General features: G+C 38.4%; 12 protein-coding genes. 11 read left to right on the top strand and 1 reads right to left on the bottom strand.

Features of this window, described 5'->3' with window-relative positions:
- Positions 1–2: 2 nt before the first annotated feature.
- Positions 3–3569: a glycoside hydrolase family 38 N-terminal domain-containing protein gene (locus DFQ02_RS10915; RefSeq protein WP_116524472.1), complete on the bottom strand. Its 3567-nt coding sequence runs from the start codon at positions 3567–3569 to the stop codon at positions 3–5.
- Between the two features lie 378 nt (positions 3570–3947).
- On the opposite strand from DFQ02_RS10915, the gene DFQ02_RS10910 reads away from it, so the two are divergent.
- The 11 genes from DFQ02_RS10910 to DFQ02_RS10860 all read left to right on the top strand — a co-directional run bounded on the left by DFQ02_RS10910 (position 3948) and on the right by DFQ02_RS10860 (position 18972).
- Complete coding sequence (locus DFQ02_RS10910) at positions 3948–4892, top strand: 3-keto-disaccharide hydrolase (RefSeq protein ID WP_116524471.1); 945 nt, start codon at positions 3948–3950, stop codon at positions 4890–4892.
- A gap of 116 nt (positions 4893–5008) precedes the next feature.
- Positions 5009–6028, top strand: coding sequence for a LacI family DNA-binding transcriptional regulator (locus DFQ02_RS10905; protein ID WP_116524470.1), 1020 nt, complete (start codon positions 5009–5011; stop codon positions 6026–6028).
- A 153-nt stretch (positions 6029–6181) separates the two neighbouring features.
- Positions 6182–9586, top strand: coding sequence for a glycoside hydrolase family 38 N-terminal domain-containing protein (locus DFQ02_RS10900; protein WP_116524469.1), 3405 nt, complete (start codon positions 6182–6184; stop codon positions 9584–9586).
- Between the two features lie 102 nt (positions 9587–9688).
- Positions 9689–10813 carry a Zn-dependent alcohol dehydrogenase gene (locus DFQ02_RS10895; RefSeq protein ID WP_116524468.1) on the top strand — a complete coding sequence of 375 codons (1125 nt, stop codon included), beginning with the start codon at positions 9689–9691 and terminating at the stop codon, positions 10811–10813.
- A gap of 4 nt (positions 10814–10817) precedes the next feature.
- Complete coding sequence (locus DFQ02_RS10890; RefSeq protein ID WP_116524467.1) at positions 10818–11615, top strand: alpha/beta hydrolase; 798 nt, start codon at positions 10818–10820, stop codon at positions 11613–11615.
- A gap of 11 nt (positions 11616–11626) precedes the next feature.
- Positions 11627–12583, top strand: coding sequence for a phytanoyl-CoA dioxygenase family protein (locus tag DFQ02_RS10885; RefSeq protein WP_116524466.1), 957 nt, complete (start codon positions 11627–11629; stop codon positions 12581–12583).
- A gap of 41 nt (positions 12584–12624) precedes the next feature.
- Complete coding sequence (locus tag DFQ02_RS10880) at positions 12625–14040, top strand: sugar porter family MFS transporter (RefSeq protein ID WP_116524465.1); 1416 nt, start codon at positions 12625–12627, stop codon at positions 14038–14040.
- Positions 14041–14248: 208 nt separating this feature from the next.
- A complete protein-coding gene (locus DFQ02_RS10875; RefSeq protein WP_317124698.1) occupies positions 14249–16387 on the top strand; it encodes a GH92 family glycosyl hydrolase in 2139 nt (712 codons plus the stop codon).
- 268 nt (positions 16388–16655) lie between these two features.
- Complete coding sequence (locus DFQ02_RS15395) at positions 16656–17000, top strand: glycoside hydrolase domain-containing protein (RefSeq protein WP_116524463.1); 345 nt, start codon at positions 16656–16658, stop codon at positions 16998–17000.
- The gene (locus tag DFQ02_RS15390; protein WP_116524462.1) at positions 16927–17127 is read left to right on the top strand and encodes a glycoside hydrolase domain-containing protein; all 201 of its coding nucleotides are present in this window, start codon (positions 16927–16929) and stop codon (positions 17125–17127) included. Before DFQ02_RS15395 ends, DFQ02_RS15390 begins: the two co-directional genes overlap by 74 nt.
- 465 nt (positions 17128–17592) lie before the next feature.
- Positions 17593–18972, top strand: coding sequence for a sugar porter family MFS transporter (locus tag DFQ02_RS10860; RefSeq protein ID WP_116524461.1), 1380 nt, complete (start codon positions 17593–17595; stop codon positions 18970–18972).
- Position 18973: the final 1 nt, after the last annotated feature.

Below are 18973 nucleotides of genomic sequence, written 5' to 3'. Positions count from 1 at the left end.
TTTTATTCTTTTTTAATTTCTAGACTAAAGGTTTCGATGGCGTATTTGCCGATTTCTAAATTTGGGATTGTAGGTTTTGCATCCTCCTCTATGATATTGGTATGTTTATACCCCTCAATATCAAAGTAAGAAGCTATGTTTACGGTTTCTTTGCTATCTTTCAAATTGTACATGCGGGCAATAACATCATCCGTATCTTCTGCGTTTTTAATGGTGGTAATGATGATGTTATCAGAATCTATGGAAAAGAAACTCAAGTTCTCAGATAAATAGGGCTTCGATGTTGTAATGGGGTTTACAACCACTTGAATGGGTTCATTTTCTTGTTTGGCTACTTTCTGGCCTTCAACACTACCCTTAATTGTAGAAGTTAATACATTATGATAAAAATGGTCGCCTCCCTGTGAATATTCGTTACCCTCCCAATGGCAAGACCTTCTACTTGCCAACAATAAATTCTGTAAAATTGTGGTGTCGGTTTGCCCAGTGGGGTCTTTCCAATCGGCTGTTGAAACAGAGGAGCTTAAGGTTACGGTCATGTCATCGTCAGTAGCCGAAATCCAGTCTATAATACCTCTAGGGCGAACATTTTTACAAAGGGGTGTGTAAAAATCTCCGGCTGTTTCAATTTCGTCTATCCCAACCCTTACCTTTCCAAAAGGGACTTCATGAGCTACCTCTGGGTTATCCATATTGATGGGGAATGCGGTTCTAAATTCCCGGTACAATTTACCATCCCAATTTCTTAAACTGTTATTAAAATAGATGCGTTTTAAATTGTGGTACAAGGTAATGTCTTGTCTTACAATGGCATGTTTTATTTGTTGCTCTACTCTATACTTTGTATATATAGGACCATTTTCTAAAACTTCCCATTTTGGATTGTGTTTGCTCACATGGTCAAAATCTTTCATGGTGGGTTGTTGCACATCCGAGAACTCGCCAGCTCCGGTACCAACAGATTCCATAGTAAATATTTCTCCTGCTTTAAACGTGTCATTTTTAAAAAGATTCTTTTTTAATTCTTTATCATAAACCTGTGCAATACCACCGTCTTCAAAATCAATTTTGTAAAAAGAGTTTTCGTATTGGTTTGTATTGCTGGTAATTTTAGTAGTGCCTTTTGAATTAACGTTATTCTGAAGGTAATATGTAGCATAGCCTATCGATGGTACAGTAGCTATAAAAGTGATGTCTGCACTTTTAAGACTGCCATCTGAATAATATTCTGGGTTGCTTATTTGAGAATGAATTTGCTCTTTTTTTGAAGTGACTACACCAACATTAAAAAAGGAACCTTTTATAAATTGAACTTTAGTTGTTACAGGATCCATTCTATCCCATGACAAACTATTGAATAAAACCAAGGGCATACCTAACTTTTCGTTTTTCTTTATTTTGGAAGCAATGAAATGAATACCCCTATCTAAAAGCTTTTGCCCCATAACTCTAGATTTCACCAAATTAGCCTTAAACAGGTTGTCAGTGACGTTGCCATCATGACCACCCCAACCATGGTCCGGATATATTTTGGCTTGCCACGCTTCATCAAATTCTTCAAAAGGATAAGGCATTTTAGCAGGGTCTAATTTATTGGCAATAGCTAGGAATTTTTCTGCGCCTGGTAATAATTTTGAGCCTTCCCTACTAGCGGTTAAGGCTTCATGGTGGCCTGCGCCATGGATATATACCCATACATTGGGGCGTTCTCCAATAATAGTATCTACTTTGGTGGCGTGTTTCTCGGCAAGTGGCATGTACTCATCAACCGTCATTAATTCCATTGGTGGTAAATGGATGTCTTGAGTTTCGCCGTCCTCGTTTTTTATCGATTCAAATGAATTCCAAGCCTCGATATAGTCAGAATAATCAATAGCGGGTAACATGTCTTGGCTAGAGAGTAGTGGAGTTTGTACTTTATCTGTATCAAAGTTTTGTTCCCAGAACATAATTTGTTCTGCACCGTATTTTATTTTGTCTTTTAGTTCTCCGCGTCTTAGCATGGTTTCATCAACACCGTAATGTCCGGGAGAATAGGCAAAAACAGAACTACCATCAGGACTTGCCCAGTGAAACATACCACGTGCATGACGGCTAATAACCATATAGTCTACACCCGCTTTTTTCAGTATTTGTGGTAATTGCAAGGTTTTTCCTGGTACATCAACATTCCAATACACTTTAGAATCGTAACCACCAAATGTCTTTTTTACCCATTTTTTACCTAGATATAATTGGCGCACTTGGTCTTCGGCATCGTACATATCTTCATACGGGCAGTTGTATGAGGCTCCAACCGATATAAGTTGCTTATTTAAAAGCGTGGTTATTTTGTCTTTTGAATCTGGATTTCGGTTTAAGTATTCTCTTAGCATCAGACCATCTTCTATATCAAACCCATAATCATCTCTAATAAATGCATCTCTTATAACAGGTGTTAACAGCATGGTGTCTCTTAAGATAATACACACTTCTGGCCTGTCTACCCAAGCAATATCTTGGTGGCTGGAGTTCATGATGGATACTTGCCCGTTTTCGTAGGTTTTATCAAAAAAGTTGTCATATGTATCGTAAAACTCTGGTCTGTAGAGTTTTGTTAAAGTAGCTCGCCACTCATTTTTATAGTTGCAATTATGGTGTAAAAGATAGGACCCCTGAATATCGGTTGTTGTGATGGTACCATCATTATTTTCAAATTCTATAGTCATGCTTTCATCTCCATAAGTAATTGAAAAACTGGTTTTAGGAGCTGGAATTTTAAAGGAAGTTTTTGCAAGTTCACCAATGGCTTCAAATATCTTGGGTTGACTTTTAATACCATCACTGGTTAGATATACTTTTTTTCCAGCAAAATGTGTTGGGGCGTCTACAAAAAGTAGACCATCTTTTTCTTTAATATCAAAAGACGCCCCATTAAGAACTAATTTGGTAATATGCTCTACAGCATCATTAGCCATAAAAATCATAGCCCAAGCATTATCATTTTTCCTGTGACCCTCTATACTAATTTTTGCAGATTCGCCCTTCTTCAAAAAAGAAGTGGGTACTGTTAGTCTCATGGCTCCATAACCGTCACCATTGCCATCACGTTTCACTAATACGAATTCAATTTGGCTTTTGGGTACATTATTGGTTACTTCTAAAACACCATTCTTGTTAGCCTTAAATGTGAGAAGAAATTCATTGTTAACACGGACATTAAAATGGTCTCTATGCTTCAAGGATAGGTTGCTTATCATGAAAAAAGTAGCTGTTTCTTTGTTATAATCTACAGGTACTTTACTGGTAAGAAATGCGATAGGTTCATCGTTACTGTTAGACCTTGTAAAAAGCGAATTGTAGAGTCCTTCTTGTATACAGCCATAAGCAGAAAAATGCCTGCCACTTAAAGGCTTGTAATAGCCTTCAAAATCATTTTTACAAATATTATAGAGTTTATAATTAGTGTTAAGCTCTTGAATATGACTATTGCTGTTGCCTTCATGGAAAGAAAGAGAAGGATTGTTATCAAAATGATTAGCATTGACGCTAAAGGTTAGACTGAGAAAAATAATGAAGATAAATCTCATAAATTCTTATTTTTTTTAAGTTCACATTGTGCTAAATCGGTTTAGTTTTCAAATACAACGTTTAACTAAATCGGTTTAGTTTTTCAAATATATAGAAAAAAAGCAAAAAAGCAATGAATCGTATATGGATTTAGATAAAAAAAATTGAGTGAAGTTATTCGGGTTATTTAAAGAGTTGTTTGTCGAAATAAATTAATCATAAAGAATCCTTTTATCTAAATTTAAAATTAGTTAAATGATGGTGTAATTTCATTATTACCGTTAAAGATGATGATTACATTTCTTGTGGCTAGTTAGTACTACATTGTAAAATAATATCTTTTTTTTTATCTTAATTAGATAAAAATCAAAAAATAATTAATTCATAAATTTAAATTAATGAAAGTCAATTTAACTATCAAATTTAAATTGACCATTATATGGTTATTTGTAATTCCAATTTCGATAATTGCTCAAGAAAATGCAAAGTCAATTGAAGGTAGATGGAATTTAACAATTCACGAAAAGGATAATAATTATGCCTCTTGGCTAGAGATAAAGACTTGGAACAGTTTTATGGTAGGCTCATTTTTGCATATAGGAGGGTACCCTAGGCCTATTTCAAAAATTGATGTCAATGATAATTTCTTTAGCTTTTCTTTACCTTGGGCGATGGAAGAAGATATTCTCATGGTAAAAGGTAATATTAGTGAAGACAAACTAGAAGGCGAAATTTATTATCCAGATGGTAAGCTTTGTAAATTATCAGGAATTAGGGCGCCTGAACTGCCATATGTAAAGAATCCCGTTTGGGGTAAACCTATTGTGCTTTTTAACGGTAAAGATTTAAACGGATGGAAACCCATGGGGGTGAATCAATGGATTGTTGAATCTGGAGTTTTGAAAAGCCCAAAACTAGGGTCAAACCTTATTTCTATTCAAGAATTTATGGATTTCAAGTTACACATAGAGTTTAGGTATCCCAAACATGGAAATAGTGGCGTATACTTGAGAGGAAGATACGAGGTGCAAATTGCCGATAGTAAGGGAAAGATTCCAGCAAATGATCAATTTGGTAGTATTTTTGGTTTTTTAGAGCCTAATGAAATGGTCGCTTTAGAACCTAGTGAATGGCAACGTTATGATATTACATTAATAGGAAGGAGAGTAACTGTCAAGGCTAATGGTAAAATAATTATTAATGATCAGAGAATTCCAGCTATTACAGGAGGAGCAATTAATAGTAACGAGTTAGAGCCAGGACCATTTATGCTTCAAGGTGACCATACTCCTGTAGAATATAGAAACATTGTTGTAACACCATTAATAATTAGAAATGATTAACTTTTAAAGCTGTTGAGGGTTTAAACAATGTTGTTTGTCTAAAAAATAAGTTAAGGCAAAAAAAAAACTTTTAGTTTCGACTGATTTGCTCAAACGTTTGTGCCTATTTTGAAAAAATGAAAACAATATCATTACAAGAAATATCAACAGCGCTAAAGGTTTCAAAATCTACAATTTCCTATGTGCTAAACGGAAGGGGTGATGAAAAAAGAATTAGTATAAACACTCAGCAAATGATTGAGGAGTATGCTAAAGCACACAATTATAAGCCTAATCCACTAGCTAGAAGTCTCATTGTGGGTAAAAGTAATATGATAGGTTTTGTTTTACCTAATATTGCAGATTTCTTTTTTGCAAGAATTACAAGGAGCATAGAAAAAAAAGCAATGCAATCAGGTTATGAAGTTGTTTTTAGTAGTACAGGTGAGGATAAAGAAAGAGAAGAGAAAAGTATACAATCAATGCTGGATCGTAATGTAGATGGTTTAATAATAGCATCAAGTCAAAAAAATGAAAAGGACATTTTGCGGCTTACTCAAAATAAATTCCCTATGGTACTCATAGACAGAAAGTACCCTGATATTTCAACCAATTTTGTGGGTTTAAATAATATAGGAGGTATTACCATGCTGGTAGAGCATTTAATTAATATGGGTAGAAAAAAAATAGGATTTGTTTCGCTTAATATGGATTTATTAACGCTCAATGAACGATTGAATAGCTATGAAGAAACTATGAAACGAAATGGGTGTGAAGTTAAAAAAGGCTTTATTCAACAATTGGAGTATAATCATACTGATAATGATATGGAAAGAATTATAAAAATTATGCTCTCAAAATCTATTGGTGTTGAAGGTTTAATTTTTTCTACACAGTTCTTAGCAGCAGATGGAATTAGGGCTTTAAATAAAATGAATATTAAAGTTCCAACAGATATGGCGGTTGTTAGTTATGGTCATAAAAATGATTTTGATCTATTTAAGGTACCTCTTACTGCAATTGACTTTCCTGTTGAAGAAATAGGAGAAAAAGCTGTAGATATATTATTGGAAAACATGAAAGATATAAATATGAAAAAAGAGGAGTTTTACTTTAATACTGAGTTAATTGTAAGAGAATCATGTGGGAGTCATTAAATTTAAATTTTGCTAAATGCTCAAAGGTTTGAGCAATAGTTTTGATGAAATTTAAATTTCTCTAAGTCCCAGATTTATGGAGCAACAAATAAATAAGTATTACTAAAATTAAGTTAGGCCTATAGAGGTGATTATTAAAACAATTATAAAAAAATGAAACAACTAAATTTTTTATTAATGGTGATCCTGCTCGTGCTTGCAGGAAGCATTCAAGCCCAAAATTACATAAACGGCTACGATAAGGATGTGGATGGAGTAAATTTTGCGTACCCATCGCCCTATTCATACAATAATGAGTGTTATTTAACCAGAGCTCATAAAGATGTTGGGAAAATGGAGTGGCAAACTGATGAAATTCCAACATCACTTAAATCTAAAACGGTCTCTTTCATCTGGGTATATGGAATAGATGTAACTCCAGACCCACAGCAATTTAAACTATGGGTTAACAGCGAGGAGGTCTTAACATTTGCTAATCCTACTCATTCGAGTGATGAAGCCAGAGTAGTCCATGGAACAAAGGACATTACCTTAAGCTTCTTTAAATCAATGGTTGATAATAATGGGGACGAAATGGGTTATGCTGTTTTAACAGTACCTAAAAAGATCGTCAAATTAGGTGAGCCTGTAAATGTGAAAATTGATGGGGTAGATAATAATAGCGCTGCATGGTATATGACCTATAAAATTAAGCTTAGCAAGGATATCTCTATTTCACAATTGAAAACGGTTAAGCGGCAAAACAACAAACTCTTCAATACCCTGAGATTCGATATTGTACATCTTGCAGAGACTCAAAAAGCAGAGGTTTGGGTAGGACAGGAAAGAAAAGAAATAAATCTACAAACCGGATTAAATGAAATAGACTTTGATATACCAAAAGTAACTGCTGATAAAACGGTAACAGCAGGTATTACGATCGGGAAGGATACAAAGTCACTCGATGTTGCGCTGAAACCCGTGAATGAATGGACAGTCTATTTGATTCAACACAGTCATACGGACATAGGCTATACACGTCAACAATCAGAGATCTTAGCGGAGCATTTAAGATACATCGATGATGCATTAGATTTTTGTGATCAAACAGATCATTACCCTAAAGACGCTCAGTTTCGCTGGACATGTGAAGTGTCTTGGACAGTAAGGGAGTATATCAACAGTCGTCCTCAGCAGCAGGTTGACCGATTGCTTAAGCGTATCAAAGAAGGCAGAATAGAGGTTGCCGGGATGTTTTTGAATTTTGCTGAAATCGTAGATGAAACAGCTTTGGCTATTCAGCTTCAGGCGCTTAAGGATTTTAAAGATCAGGGCATTGATGTAACTACAGCTATGCAGAATGATGTGAATGGAATTGGATGGTGCATGCCTGATATGTATGAAAATACTGGTGTAAAATACCTAACCATGGGCGTGCATGCGCATCGTGCGCGTTTGCCATTTAACAAACCTACTTCGTTTTGGTGGGAGTCACCTTCGGGTAAAAAAATGCTTGCCTACCGGAGTGAGCATTATATGCATGGAAATGCTTTGAGTTTGACGTCAGGGGAATTAGATGTGTTCAGAAGCAACTTATCAAAATACCTGACACAGATGGAGGAAAAAGAGTACCCCTTCAATAAAATCGCTTTCCAGTTTTCGGGCTACATGACTGACAACTCGCCACCATCTACCAAGGCCTGTGATATTATCAAAGAATGGAATGAAAAATACGAATGGCCTAAACTTCGGTCTTCATTGGCTAGTGAATTTATGGTGTATATGGAGGAAAATCACCCAGATAAGATTGAAACAAAAAGGCAGGCATGGCCGGATTGGTGGACGGATGGCTTTGGATCTTCCATGAAAGAAACTAAAGTATCGCGAAATACACATGCTGAAATGTTGGCAACTATGGGGATACTCTCCATGGCAAAGGCCTCAGGAGGAAAAATATCGGAGCAAATTAATAACGAGGTACTCAACTGCTATGACAATCTATTGCTCTACGGAGAACATACATTTGGTGCGTCAGAAAGTATTCGTGATCCTGAATCAAAAAACTCAATGGATCAGTGGAGTCAGAAATCCTCCTATGTATGGATGGCGAATCAGCAGGCAAACCTATTGCGCGAAAAAGCTATCGGTTTAGTTCAACCTTATGTGGACGTTCCTAAAATGCCTTCAGTTACCGTTTTTAACACGCTAAACTGGAAACGAACCGGAGTAGCCGAGGCATTTATAGACTATGATTTATTGCCACTCGATGGTGGGTATATTATTGTAGATAGCAAAGGGAATAAAATTCCATCACAATTAATAAGTAGAAGATGGGAAGGTAGTCGCTGGGCGCTTTGGGTAGAAGATGTGCCTGCTATGGGCTATGCCACTTACCGAATACTACCCTCCAATGATGAAAGTCATGCTGATAAAACATCACTGGAGATCTCAAATACAGTTGAAAACCAATACTATAAAGTCGGCATTGATGAATCAAAGAACGGTATTACCAGCATTTTTGACAAAGAGTTGAAAATGGAGTTGGTAGATCAGAACAGTCCTCACAAGCTGGGAAGTTTTATCTATGAATTGCTGGAAACACGCAGTTCACTTGAGCGACTTACCGGGATGATTCGCGATACGGTTTACCGACCATTAAATAAACGGTTGGTTGAACTTCAAAATTTTGAAATAACGGGAATTGAAGAAGGAGAAATCTGGACCAGTATAAAGTGTCATGCTGATATACCCGAATGTGCAGGCCCATCAGGGTTGAACATTGAAATCCGTCTTTATAACCAAAAGAAAGAAGTGGAATTGCTGTATAACATGCGAAAGAATGAAAATACCAATCCTGAAGGTGTGTTTATTGCCTTCCCATTCGCAAACGATAATAATGGAGAATTGGTCTTCGAGGCACAAGGAGGTATCGTTAGGCCGGGTGTAGACCAGCTTGCCGGTTCTTCTTCCGATTGGAACACGATTCAAAACTTTGTAGCGGTCAAATCCGACGATGCGCAGATTGCCTTCAATAGCAGTGATATCCCCTTGGTTCATTTTGGAGGTATCAATACAGGACGCTATTACTATAAATTGGACTTGGACAATGCCCATATATATTCATGGGTACTCAACAACTATTGGACAACCAACTTTAAAGCCAGTCAGTTTGGTGAATTGGATTGGAAGTATCAGTTTACATCTACGAGAGACAAATCAAATGCATTTTCTACTCAGTTTGGCTGGGGTAATAGAGTTCCGTTGGTTACCAGAACCAACGCTGGAAGGCAAGATGCAAATGTGGATGCCGAATCAAAAACATTCGTGGAGCTAAATACGCCTAAGAATCTTTTGTTGGTAAGCTCCAGGCCTGCATTTCATAGTAACGGTGTGGTACTTCACTTAAGGGAAACAGAAGGAGATCATGCTATTCTGGATGTCCATAAGTTGCTAGAAAACCCAACTATTAAGGCTGTGTACAATGCGAATGCTTTAGGGGAAAAATTGGATCAGATCACTTCACCCCTGCTCATTGAGCACTGGGAAACAAGGTTCATCTTGTTGGAGACGGAAAAGTAAGCTTATCGGGTATGGACTGGTCTATTATCAAACCAAAAGACCAGCTCCTTTCATTGATCAGAACATATAGGATATTGTTATGAATACAAAAAACGAATTAGAATGTTAGGTAGAGCCGCAATAACAGATGGTAAGGGCAATTTTTCGATCGAAAACATAGAGGTAAGCCAACCCCAAAAAGACGAAGTATTGGTTAAAATGATGGCGGCAGGTATTTGCCATACTGATTATGATTCATTAAACTGGAATACCCCCTTAGTTATGGGGCATGAAGGTGCAGGAATAGTTGAAGCAGTAGGCAATGAAGTTACTACTGTGAAGGTTGGCGACAAGGTTGTACTTAATTGGGCTATCCCTTGTGGCAAATGTTTTCAGTGCCAGGAAATGAACCAGAATATCTGTGAAAATAACTCGCCGGTAACAGTTGGTAATCAAACTAGTGGTGGCGCTATATCTCAAGGTCACGCCAGGCTCGAAAGCACCTTGTACAAAGGAAAAGGAATTCAACGCTCTTTCAACCTCGGAACCATCTCTACACATGCTATGGTAAAGGAAAATGCAGTTGTGAAATTCGATACACCAATCTCTTTTGCATCGGCTGCCATTATCGGTTGTGGAGTAATGACTGGTTATGGGTCAGTGGTGAATACAGCGCAGGTTAAGGCCGGTTCATCGGTTGCTGTGCTGGGAACCGGAGGAGTTGGCTTAAGCGTCATTCAAGGAGCTAGGATATCGGGTGCTGAAAAGATTATTGCCATCGACATTAATCCTTTACGCCTTGAAATGGCAAAGCGTTTTGGAGCCACACACACTATTGTAGCCGATAAAAACGATACAAACCTGTTACATGCAGCAGAAGAAGTAAAGGAAATGACTGATGGAAGAGGGGCTGATTATGCTTTTGAATGTACAGCCATTCCGGAACTGGGTGCAGCACCTTTGGCGATGATCCGAAATGCCGGAACTGCGGTACAGGTGAGTGGAATAGAAGATAAGATAAGCATTGATATGAATCTGTTTCAGTGGGACAAAATATACATCAATCCCCTTTATGGAAGATGTCGACCTCAAATAGATTATCCAATCTTATTAAATCTCTATAAAAAGGGAGATTTAATGCTTGATGAAATGGTGACACGTAAATATAAATTCGAGGATTTGCCAAAAGCTTTTGAGGATATGCTGGCAGGTAGAAATGCTAAAGGTGTAATTATATTTGATCAATAAGTATATGAGTACAAAGTTTAGGACCATATTCATTTCAGATCCTGCTTTTGAGCAAGGCAACCTCAGGTTGATTACTGTAAAGAGTGAAAACCTGAAAGGTCGTGGTGACATATCTGTTTATGTTCCCGAAGACAGGTCACTAAAAGATTTACCTGTTGTTATGCTTCTTCATGGGGTATACGGTAGCCATAGTGCATGGCTATATAACGCCGGGATTCACCAAAAAATGGATAGTTGGATCAAAAATGGTGAAATCAAACCCATGGTATTGGTCATGCCATCTGATGGGCTGTGGGGGGACGGGAGCGGGTACCTGCCCCATAGTGGATTCGATTTTGAAAAATGGATAGTAGAAGATGTGATAGCCGCTACTCATGAAATGATCCCGCAGGTCAGTACCAAATCAGACATATTTATATCAGGTTTATCTATGGGCGGTTTTGGGGCACTAAGGTTGGGGGCAAAATACGGAAGTGTTTTCAAAGCTTTTTCGGGATTATCCTCCATCACGCACCTCGATCAAATGAAGATGTTCATTGAAGAGGACGTCACCTTGATGAAGCAGGAAAGTGTAATAGAGCATTCGGTTTTGGAAACATTACGAGCCAATAAAGGCAATTATGGTCCCTTCCGTTTCGATTGTGGCTTGGATGATACACTACTCCCTGCAAATAGAGAACTACACCAACAACTGCAAGAAAATAACATACCACACTTATATGAAGAATTCCCAGGTGGCCATGAATGGTCCTACTGGGCTAAGCATGTCTTTCGAAGTATCAATTTTTTTAATAATCAATAAATATTCATCTTATGAAATTGCCAGATGAAATTCAAACAAGTGATCTTTCAGAATATAGTAGCCCTATATCAGATTTTATTAAGCAACCACAGACCCCAGAAGATTGGCAACAATACGTTCTATCTGAAGAACAGATTAAGTTCTATGAGGAAAACGGGTTCCTTTCAGGTATAAAAGTACTTACAGAAACGCAAGTTGACATCTTAAATGAAGAACTCGAAAAACTTCAATCGGTATCCGATGAAGAGAGAAAGCTTTTTTACCATTATGAGAGTAATGAAGCTGAAGACCCAACAAAAGTCCTTTTTCACGCCATTGGCGGATGGAGAGTTACACCGGGTTTCCATGATTTGTGGTGGTCTCCTGCGTATCGCATGGCTGTTTACCAATTGATGGGAGGTGACTTTAAGGTTTTTCATGATCAATTATTCTGCAAGCCCGCAAAGCATGGTGGTGTTGTAGCGTGGCATCAGGATTTTTCCTATTGGACTTTTACAAAGCCGATGAACCATTTGACCTGTTGGTTGGGATTGGACGATGCAAATGCGGATAATGGATGTATGTATTATGTTCCTGGTAGCCATAAATGGGGATTGTTGCCGATAACAGGACTTACGGGTGACATGGATGCTGTGCGTGAGGTATTGAACGAAGATCAGAAGGCAAGCTTTGATAATAAGTTTGTCAATGAACTGCCTAAAGGGTACTGCAGTTTCCACCACCCCTTAATGATGCATGGGTCATATGCCAACCTCTCCGAGCGCTCACGCAGAGCGATCGTTTTGAATACAATGGGTACCAAAACCCTTTCAAACGTTGATGATTATGAAAGGAAAGAAGCACTCCAAAACTTTCCTCCCTTAGGAAAAACTGGTGACCCCTTAGATGATAAATGCTTCCCGATATTATTTGATTCTACAAAAGAGTTAGGTGACATGTTGCAAGCTATACCAATGGCCAGTGTTTAGCTACGAAACTTCTAAGGCGCCAGGAAAATAAACTTCATCCCATGGTAAATAACTTTTTCTCAAAAAAACAGGCTGAACAGAAAGCCGGAAATTCATTTTTGGTTTTCATTGCAGTGACTGCCTCAGTAGGAGGGTTTCTGTTCGGCTATGATACTGCTGTAGTATCGGGAACTATCGGTCTTGTCAAGGCCCAGTTTGAGCTTGACGCAATCATGGAAGGGTGGTTTGTGAGCTCAGCGTTGGTTGGCTGTATTGGAGGGGTTTTAGTAGCCGGTGAGCTCTCTGACCGTATTGGGCGAAAAAAGACCTTGATTCTATCCGGGTTTTTATTTAGTCTTTCTGCCCTAGGATGTATGATACCCGAGACTCACAGTGAACTGGTATTTTATAGAATTTTAGGTGGTATTGGTGTCGGAATTGCATCAATCTTGTCGCCTTTATACATCTCTGAAGTTTCGCCAGCCCATTTAAGAGGAAGAATGGTAGCCCTCTATCAATTGGCCATAGCTGTAGGAATCTTGAGTGCGTATTTTACCAATGCATGGCTATTGGATCTTGGTGATAGCACTGACATTCAACAAGGTTTTTTGCACGAGATATTCGTAGAGGAAGTCTGGCGATCCATGTTTGGCTTGGAGTCTATACCAGCTATCTTGTTTTTCCTGACGTTGTTTTTTATCCCTGAAAGCCCAAGATGGCTGTCTTCTAAGGACAGAAACCAGGAGGCGAAGATAATTTTAGAAAGGATTGAGGGCAATGTGATTGCGGATGAAGACATACGATCCATTAAATCAGCGATTGCAAAAGAGGAAAAAGGCACATGGAATATATTGTTTCATCCAGGTATCAGGGTGGCCATGTTTGTAGGAATACTGCTGGCTATTTTATCTCAGTTTACGGGTATCAATGCCATTATTTATTATGGTCCCAGAATTTTAGAAGAGGCTGGCTTAAAATTGAGTGAAGCTTTGGGAGGTCAGGTATTTATCGGGTTTATCAACGTAGTGGCCACTATTTTCACGATTTGGAAAATCGACAGTTTTGGACGTAAAAAACTGCTATTGGCAGGTGTAAGCGGTATGGCTCTTTCGCTGACCACTATTGGTATTCTTTTTCTCTTTAATCTTACAAGCGGGTCTCTGGTTCTTATTTTCATACTTGTTTTCTGTGCTTCATTCTCTATTGGCTTTGGTCCAGTGGTATGGGTGTTGCTATCCGAAATTTATCCGACTAACGTCAGGGGAAGAGCCATGTCATTGGCAACCTTTTCACTATGGATTGGTACGGCCGTAATCGGTCAGGTGGTTCCGTGGATGCTGGAAACACTAGGCGCGTCATGGACCTTCTTTGTCTTTGCTATATGTTGTATCCCAGTGCCCTTTATCCTGAAAAAAATACCAGAAACCAAGGGGATGTCTTTAGAGGATATTGAATCAGTATGGCAGAAAGACGAATAAAAACAAACAGAGAATCGCAGAATTTATTTAAGAACGATTTAAAACGGTAAGTTTTCCATTTGGGAGTAACCTTGTTGTTTGCTTGTTCTGCTGAGGTAGATGAAACAGAAAATGAAACAACCAACTACAACCCGACAAATAGGTTCGGGAAGTTGTCGTTATTCATTTTCAATAAAATAACAGAAATCAATAAAATAACAGAAATAGGATTATAAAAATAGTAGTTATGATGAAGGTCGTTTTCTTTTTTAGTTTTTTAATAACGGTTGTGATCAGCCTAAATGCTCAAAATTATGCAAAATTGGTTAACCCAGAAATTGGTACCCAAGGCGAAGGTTACATGCATTGTGGGTTTACCTATGTCGGAGCAAGCTACCCTTTTGGAATGGTGCAGTTTACTCCTAGTTTTTTCGCTCCTCAGCGTGGTTTTGCCATTAACCAGATTAGTGGTGGGGGCTGTGCACAAAAAGGTAATTTTCCGGTAGTTCCCATTTCTGGTAAAATTAGCGTATCTCCAAACAGCATGGATTCTCTGCCACCTTACAAAACGATAAATGAAGCTTATGCCGGCTACCTTTCGGTTACTATGCAAGATGGCTCTGTAGGTGAATTTACCGTTAACGAGCGTTCGGGTATAGCCAGGTTTCTGTTTCCCGACCATGAAAATACAGGGACAGTGATCATAGGTTCGGGTGTGAACTCAACTTTTGTAGAAAACTCAATGGTGAAAATTACCTCAGCAAAAACCTGTGAGGGCTTTGCCGAAGGGGGTGAGTTTTGTGGCATAAACATTAATAATTACCGTGTATATTTTGCCGCTGAGTTTGATGTGCAGGCAAGCGAAACCGGTTTTTGGATGCAGGATAAAATCTTAAATAACGCAGATCGTGCATTTGGAAGAAATGCTGGAGCCATATTCTATTTCGATACCCAAACGAACAAGGAAGTTAATTACCGAATTGCCATTTCTTATGTGTCAATTGAAAATGCCAAGCAAAACCTTAAAGCGAGTAAAACCCATACGAATTTTGATGAATACAAAGCTTATGCAGAACAGGTTTGGAACGAGTATCTGGGTAAAATAAAAGTGGAGTCGGAAAATACCGATCGGGTGGTGCAGTTCTATACCCACTTTTACCATGCCCTAATTCACCCAAATATTGTTAGCGATGTAAACGGCGAATACATGGGAGCCGATTACCAGGTGCATAAAACCAGCAGCGGCGATCATTACAGTACCTATAGTGTTTGGGACAGCTATCGCACCCAGGCGCAATTGGTGGCTATGTTGTTTCCTGAAAAGAGCAGCGATATGATACAAACCCTTGTTGATTTTGCCGACCAGAGCGGTGGTTTCGGGCGCTGGATACTGGCCAACCTCGAAACGGGCATTATGCAGGGAGACCCTACAGCTATACTGTTATCGAATTCATATGCTTTTGGGGCAAATGACTTTGATGTCGAATCGGCCTATAGGCATATGAGGCGGGGTGCCACAATTCCTCATTTGCATTCCCAGCAGGTTGAAATTCGTCCGTTCCTGAAAGAATATGAAAAAGGGGTGGCTCCGGCTTCCATTCTGCTTGAATATGCCAGTGCCGATTATGCCATCGGTCAGTTTGCAAAACAGGCTATTGGGAATGAAACGGATGCTCAGTTTTTTATGAATAGGGCACAGATCTGGAATTCGATTTATAATCCGGAAATAAACTGGCTAAACTCCCGTAATTTTGATGGAAGTTGGAAAGATATCACGCATGACTGGCGCGAAGCTACCTATAAAGATTACATGTGGATGGTGCCTTTTAACCTGAATGCATTAATCGATACCATTGGTGGAAAAGATTTTGCGGAGAAACGCTTGGATACCCTTTTTGTTAGGCTCGACGCCTCGTATCACGACGACTGGTACGCTGCGGGTAACGAACCCGGCTTTCAAATTCCATGGATTTACAATTGGACTAATGCGCCTTATAAATCTTCTCAAACCGTTCATCGCATTTTTAGCGAAATATTCAGCAACGAACCAAGTGGTTTGCCGGGCAATGACGATGCAGGAGCCATGGGGTCGTGGTATGTTTTTGCCTCAATAGGGTTTTATCCGATGATTCCCGGCGTGGCTGGATTTACACTAAGTGCGCCACAGTTCGAAAACATAACGATGGAACTGCCCGGTGGAACCGTTAATATACGAGGTGGATCAAGCGATAAAATTTACCCTGTAGATTTAAAACTAAATGGAAAAAAACATGCCTCCACATGGATTGATTTTGACGATATTCGTTCAGGGGCAACTCTGGAATACAAAACATCGGCTAAAATCAATAAAAAGTGGGGAGTCAAATAATTCGGTGGAAGGTAATATATTAATTATCAGGTATATTTAAACAGCAAAAATCAGAACGGAGCAGGATCGATTATCCATGCCTCTTGAGATTTCTGCAGGTCCAGATAGGAGACCATTGTGTTCGGAACTTTTGAAGTGGATATAGGTACAGATCAGTTGTCGATTAAGCCTTTCAATCATCAAGGTTTTAGTTAAGCCAAATTAAAGGAGATACCGTACAATGGAAAAGAATATAATATTTGGTTAAAGCAAAAGTAATTCTCAGTTTATGGAAAGGGCTATGCGTTATAAAAATGTACTTGACCCGGAGACAAAACTGGTGCGTGGAAGAAATGCCGATGGTACATGGAGAGATCCCAAAGACTTTGCCATTAGTGGTTGGACTGGTCACGATGAAAAGCAGCGCAACATTTACTACCACAACATTATGCTGTTTGCTCCACACGATGTTCAGGGCTTGGTAAACTTTATGGGTGGTGATGATGCGTTCATAGAATTCCTCGACAATTTCTTTCCCATGGGTGACGAATGGTCGATGCATGCCCCCTTATTTGTACAATTACCTGGGACCACCGTGGAAAACTCAAAAGATTATCAGAGAACTGCTGGCTGAAAACTTTACAAGCGGTTTGGGAGGATTACCAGGCAATGAATATAGCGGACAACTTTCTTCGTGGTATGTGTTTGGAGCCATGGACTTATATCCTGTGAGCCCCATACCTGACTTACCAGATTTGTAGTCCTGTACTCGATAAAGTTGCTTTAAAGTTGTCAAACGGAAAACCTTTACTGTAATTGTACATAACAATTCAAAGAAAAATATGTACACCCAGTCAGCTACTTTAAACGACAACCTTATACCAAGGCATCGATTCACCATAAGGATATTATGAGCGGTAGTACCCTTGAATTTGAAATGGGGCAGGAGCCGAATAAGGAGTGGAGATTAGCCGTTGAGGACAGAAAAATTTAAATACAATAAGTATGCTAACAAAATCATAATTTTAATGAGCTCATATAAAATTATGATTTTAATTCAATAATATAATCTTTTCTATAACCCACAGTTATTTGTGGTTTTATATTTGTCATTCGTCTAAAAAACACTAAGTAGCTATTACAAGTTTTTATCTTAGTTAAATTTTAAAAATTTTCATGATATTGAAATATTTGTCATGTATTATGAAATTTAAAGATACCTAAGGATGAAAAACAATGTTACATTACTTGCTTTAGTTGCCGCACTTGGCGGATTTTTATTTGGCTATGATACAGCCGTTATTTCTGGAACAGTAGGCTTGGTTAAGGCCCAATTTGGGTTAAGCACCGTCATGGAGGGCTGGTATGTGAGTTCAGCACTTATTGGAACTATATTAGGTGTGTTGTTCGCCGGATTTTTAAGTGACATCTATGGAAGAAAGAAAATACTCATTCTATCGGGTATATTTTTCGCGCTCTCAGCTATTGGTTGTGCAGTGTCTGGAAGTTTCAACGGACTAGTTGTTTATAGGCTTATAGGTGGTATAGGAGTGGGTATGGCTTCCATGTTATCGCCACTTTACATCTCTGAAATTGCACCTGCAAAAAATAGAGGTAAGTTAGTGGCACTTTACCAATTAGCCATTACCTTGGGGATTTTAGTGGCTTATTTCTCAAATGCTTATTTGCTACACGTATCAACTTTAAATACAGTATCTGAATCTTCAGGTATGCTTCATAAAATTTTTGTTGCCGAAGTTTGGCGTGCCATGTTAGGTAGTGAAACTATTCCTGCACTTATTTTTCTCTTGCTACTTTTAGCCATACCAAAAAGTCCGCGTTGGCTCATCATGAAGGGAAGACAAGCTGAAGCTGAAACTATTTTGATGCGATTTTTATCAAAAGAAACTGCGCAAAGTGAAATAGAAAATGTTGAAGACGTGCTTTCAAAGCCATCTATGGGCATCAAGGATGTATTTAAGGGACCGTTTAAACTGGCTATGGTCATTGGTATCGCATTAGCATTATTAAGTCAAATTAGTGGCATTAATGCTATTATTTATTATGGTCCTAAAATACTAGAAGAAGGTGGTTTGCAATTGGGTGAAGCTTTGGGAGGACAAGTTATTATTGGTATTGTAAATGTACTATTTACTTTCATAGCTCTTTGGAAGATTGATAATTTGGGAAGAAAACCGTTATTGATTTATGGTATCATCGGTATCATGACATCCTTACTAATTGTGGGCGTATTGTTTTACATGAACACAGATAACACTTATTTATTAATGACCTTTATTTTGACCTTTATTGCTTGTTTTGCTTTTTCATTTGGACCTGTTTTATGGGTGTTGCTATCCGAAATTTATCCACTAAAAATTCGTGGAACAGCTATGTCTATAGCCACTATGGCTGTTTGGCTGGGTACCACATTTGTTGGGCAAATGACTCCGTGGTTTTTAGAGAATTTAAAACCTCATGGCACTTTCTGGTTTTTTGCACTTTGTATGATACCCGCTTTATGGTTAGCAGTTAAAGTTTTGCCTGAAACCAAAGGTAAATCCCTTGAAGAAATTGAAAATTTTTGGTTAACCAGAAAAAAATAAA

The sequence above is a fragment of the Seonamhaeicola aphaedonensis genome, from assembly GCF_003386195.1.
GTDB lineage: Bacteria > Bacteroidota > Bacteroidia > Flavobacteriales > Flavobacteriaceae > Seonamhaeicola > Seonamhaeicola aphaedonensis.
This window is presented reverse-complemented; position numbering and strand designations above follow the sequence as displayed.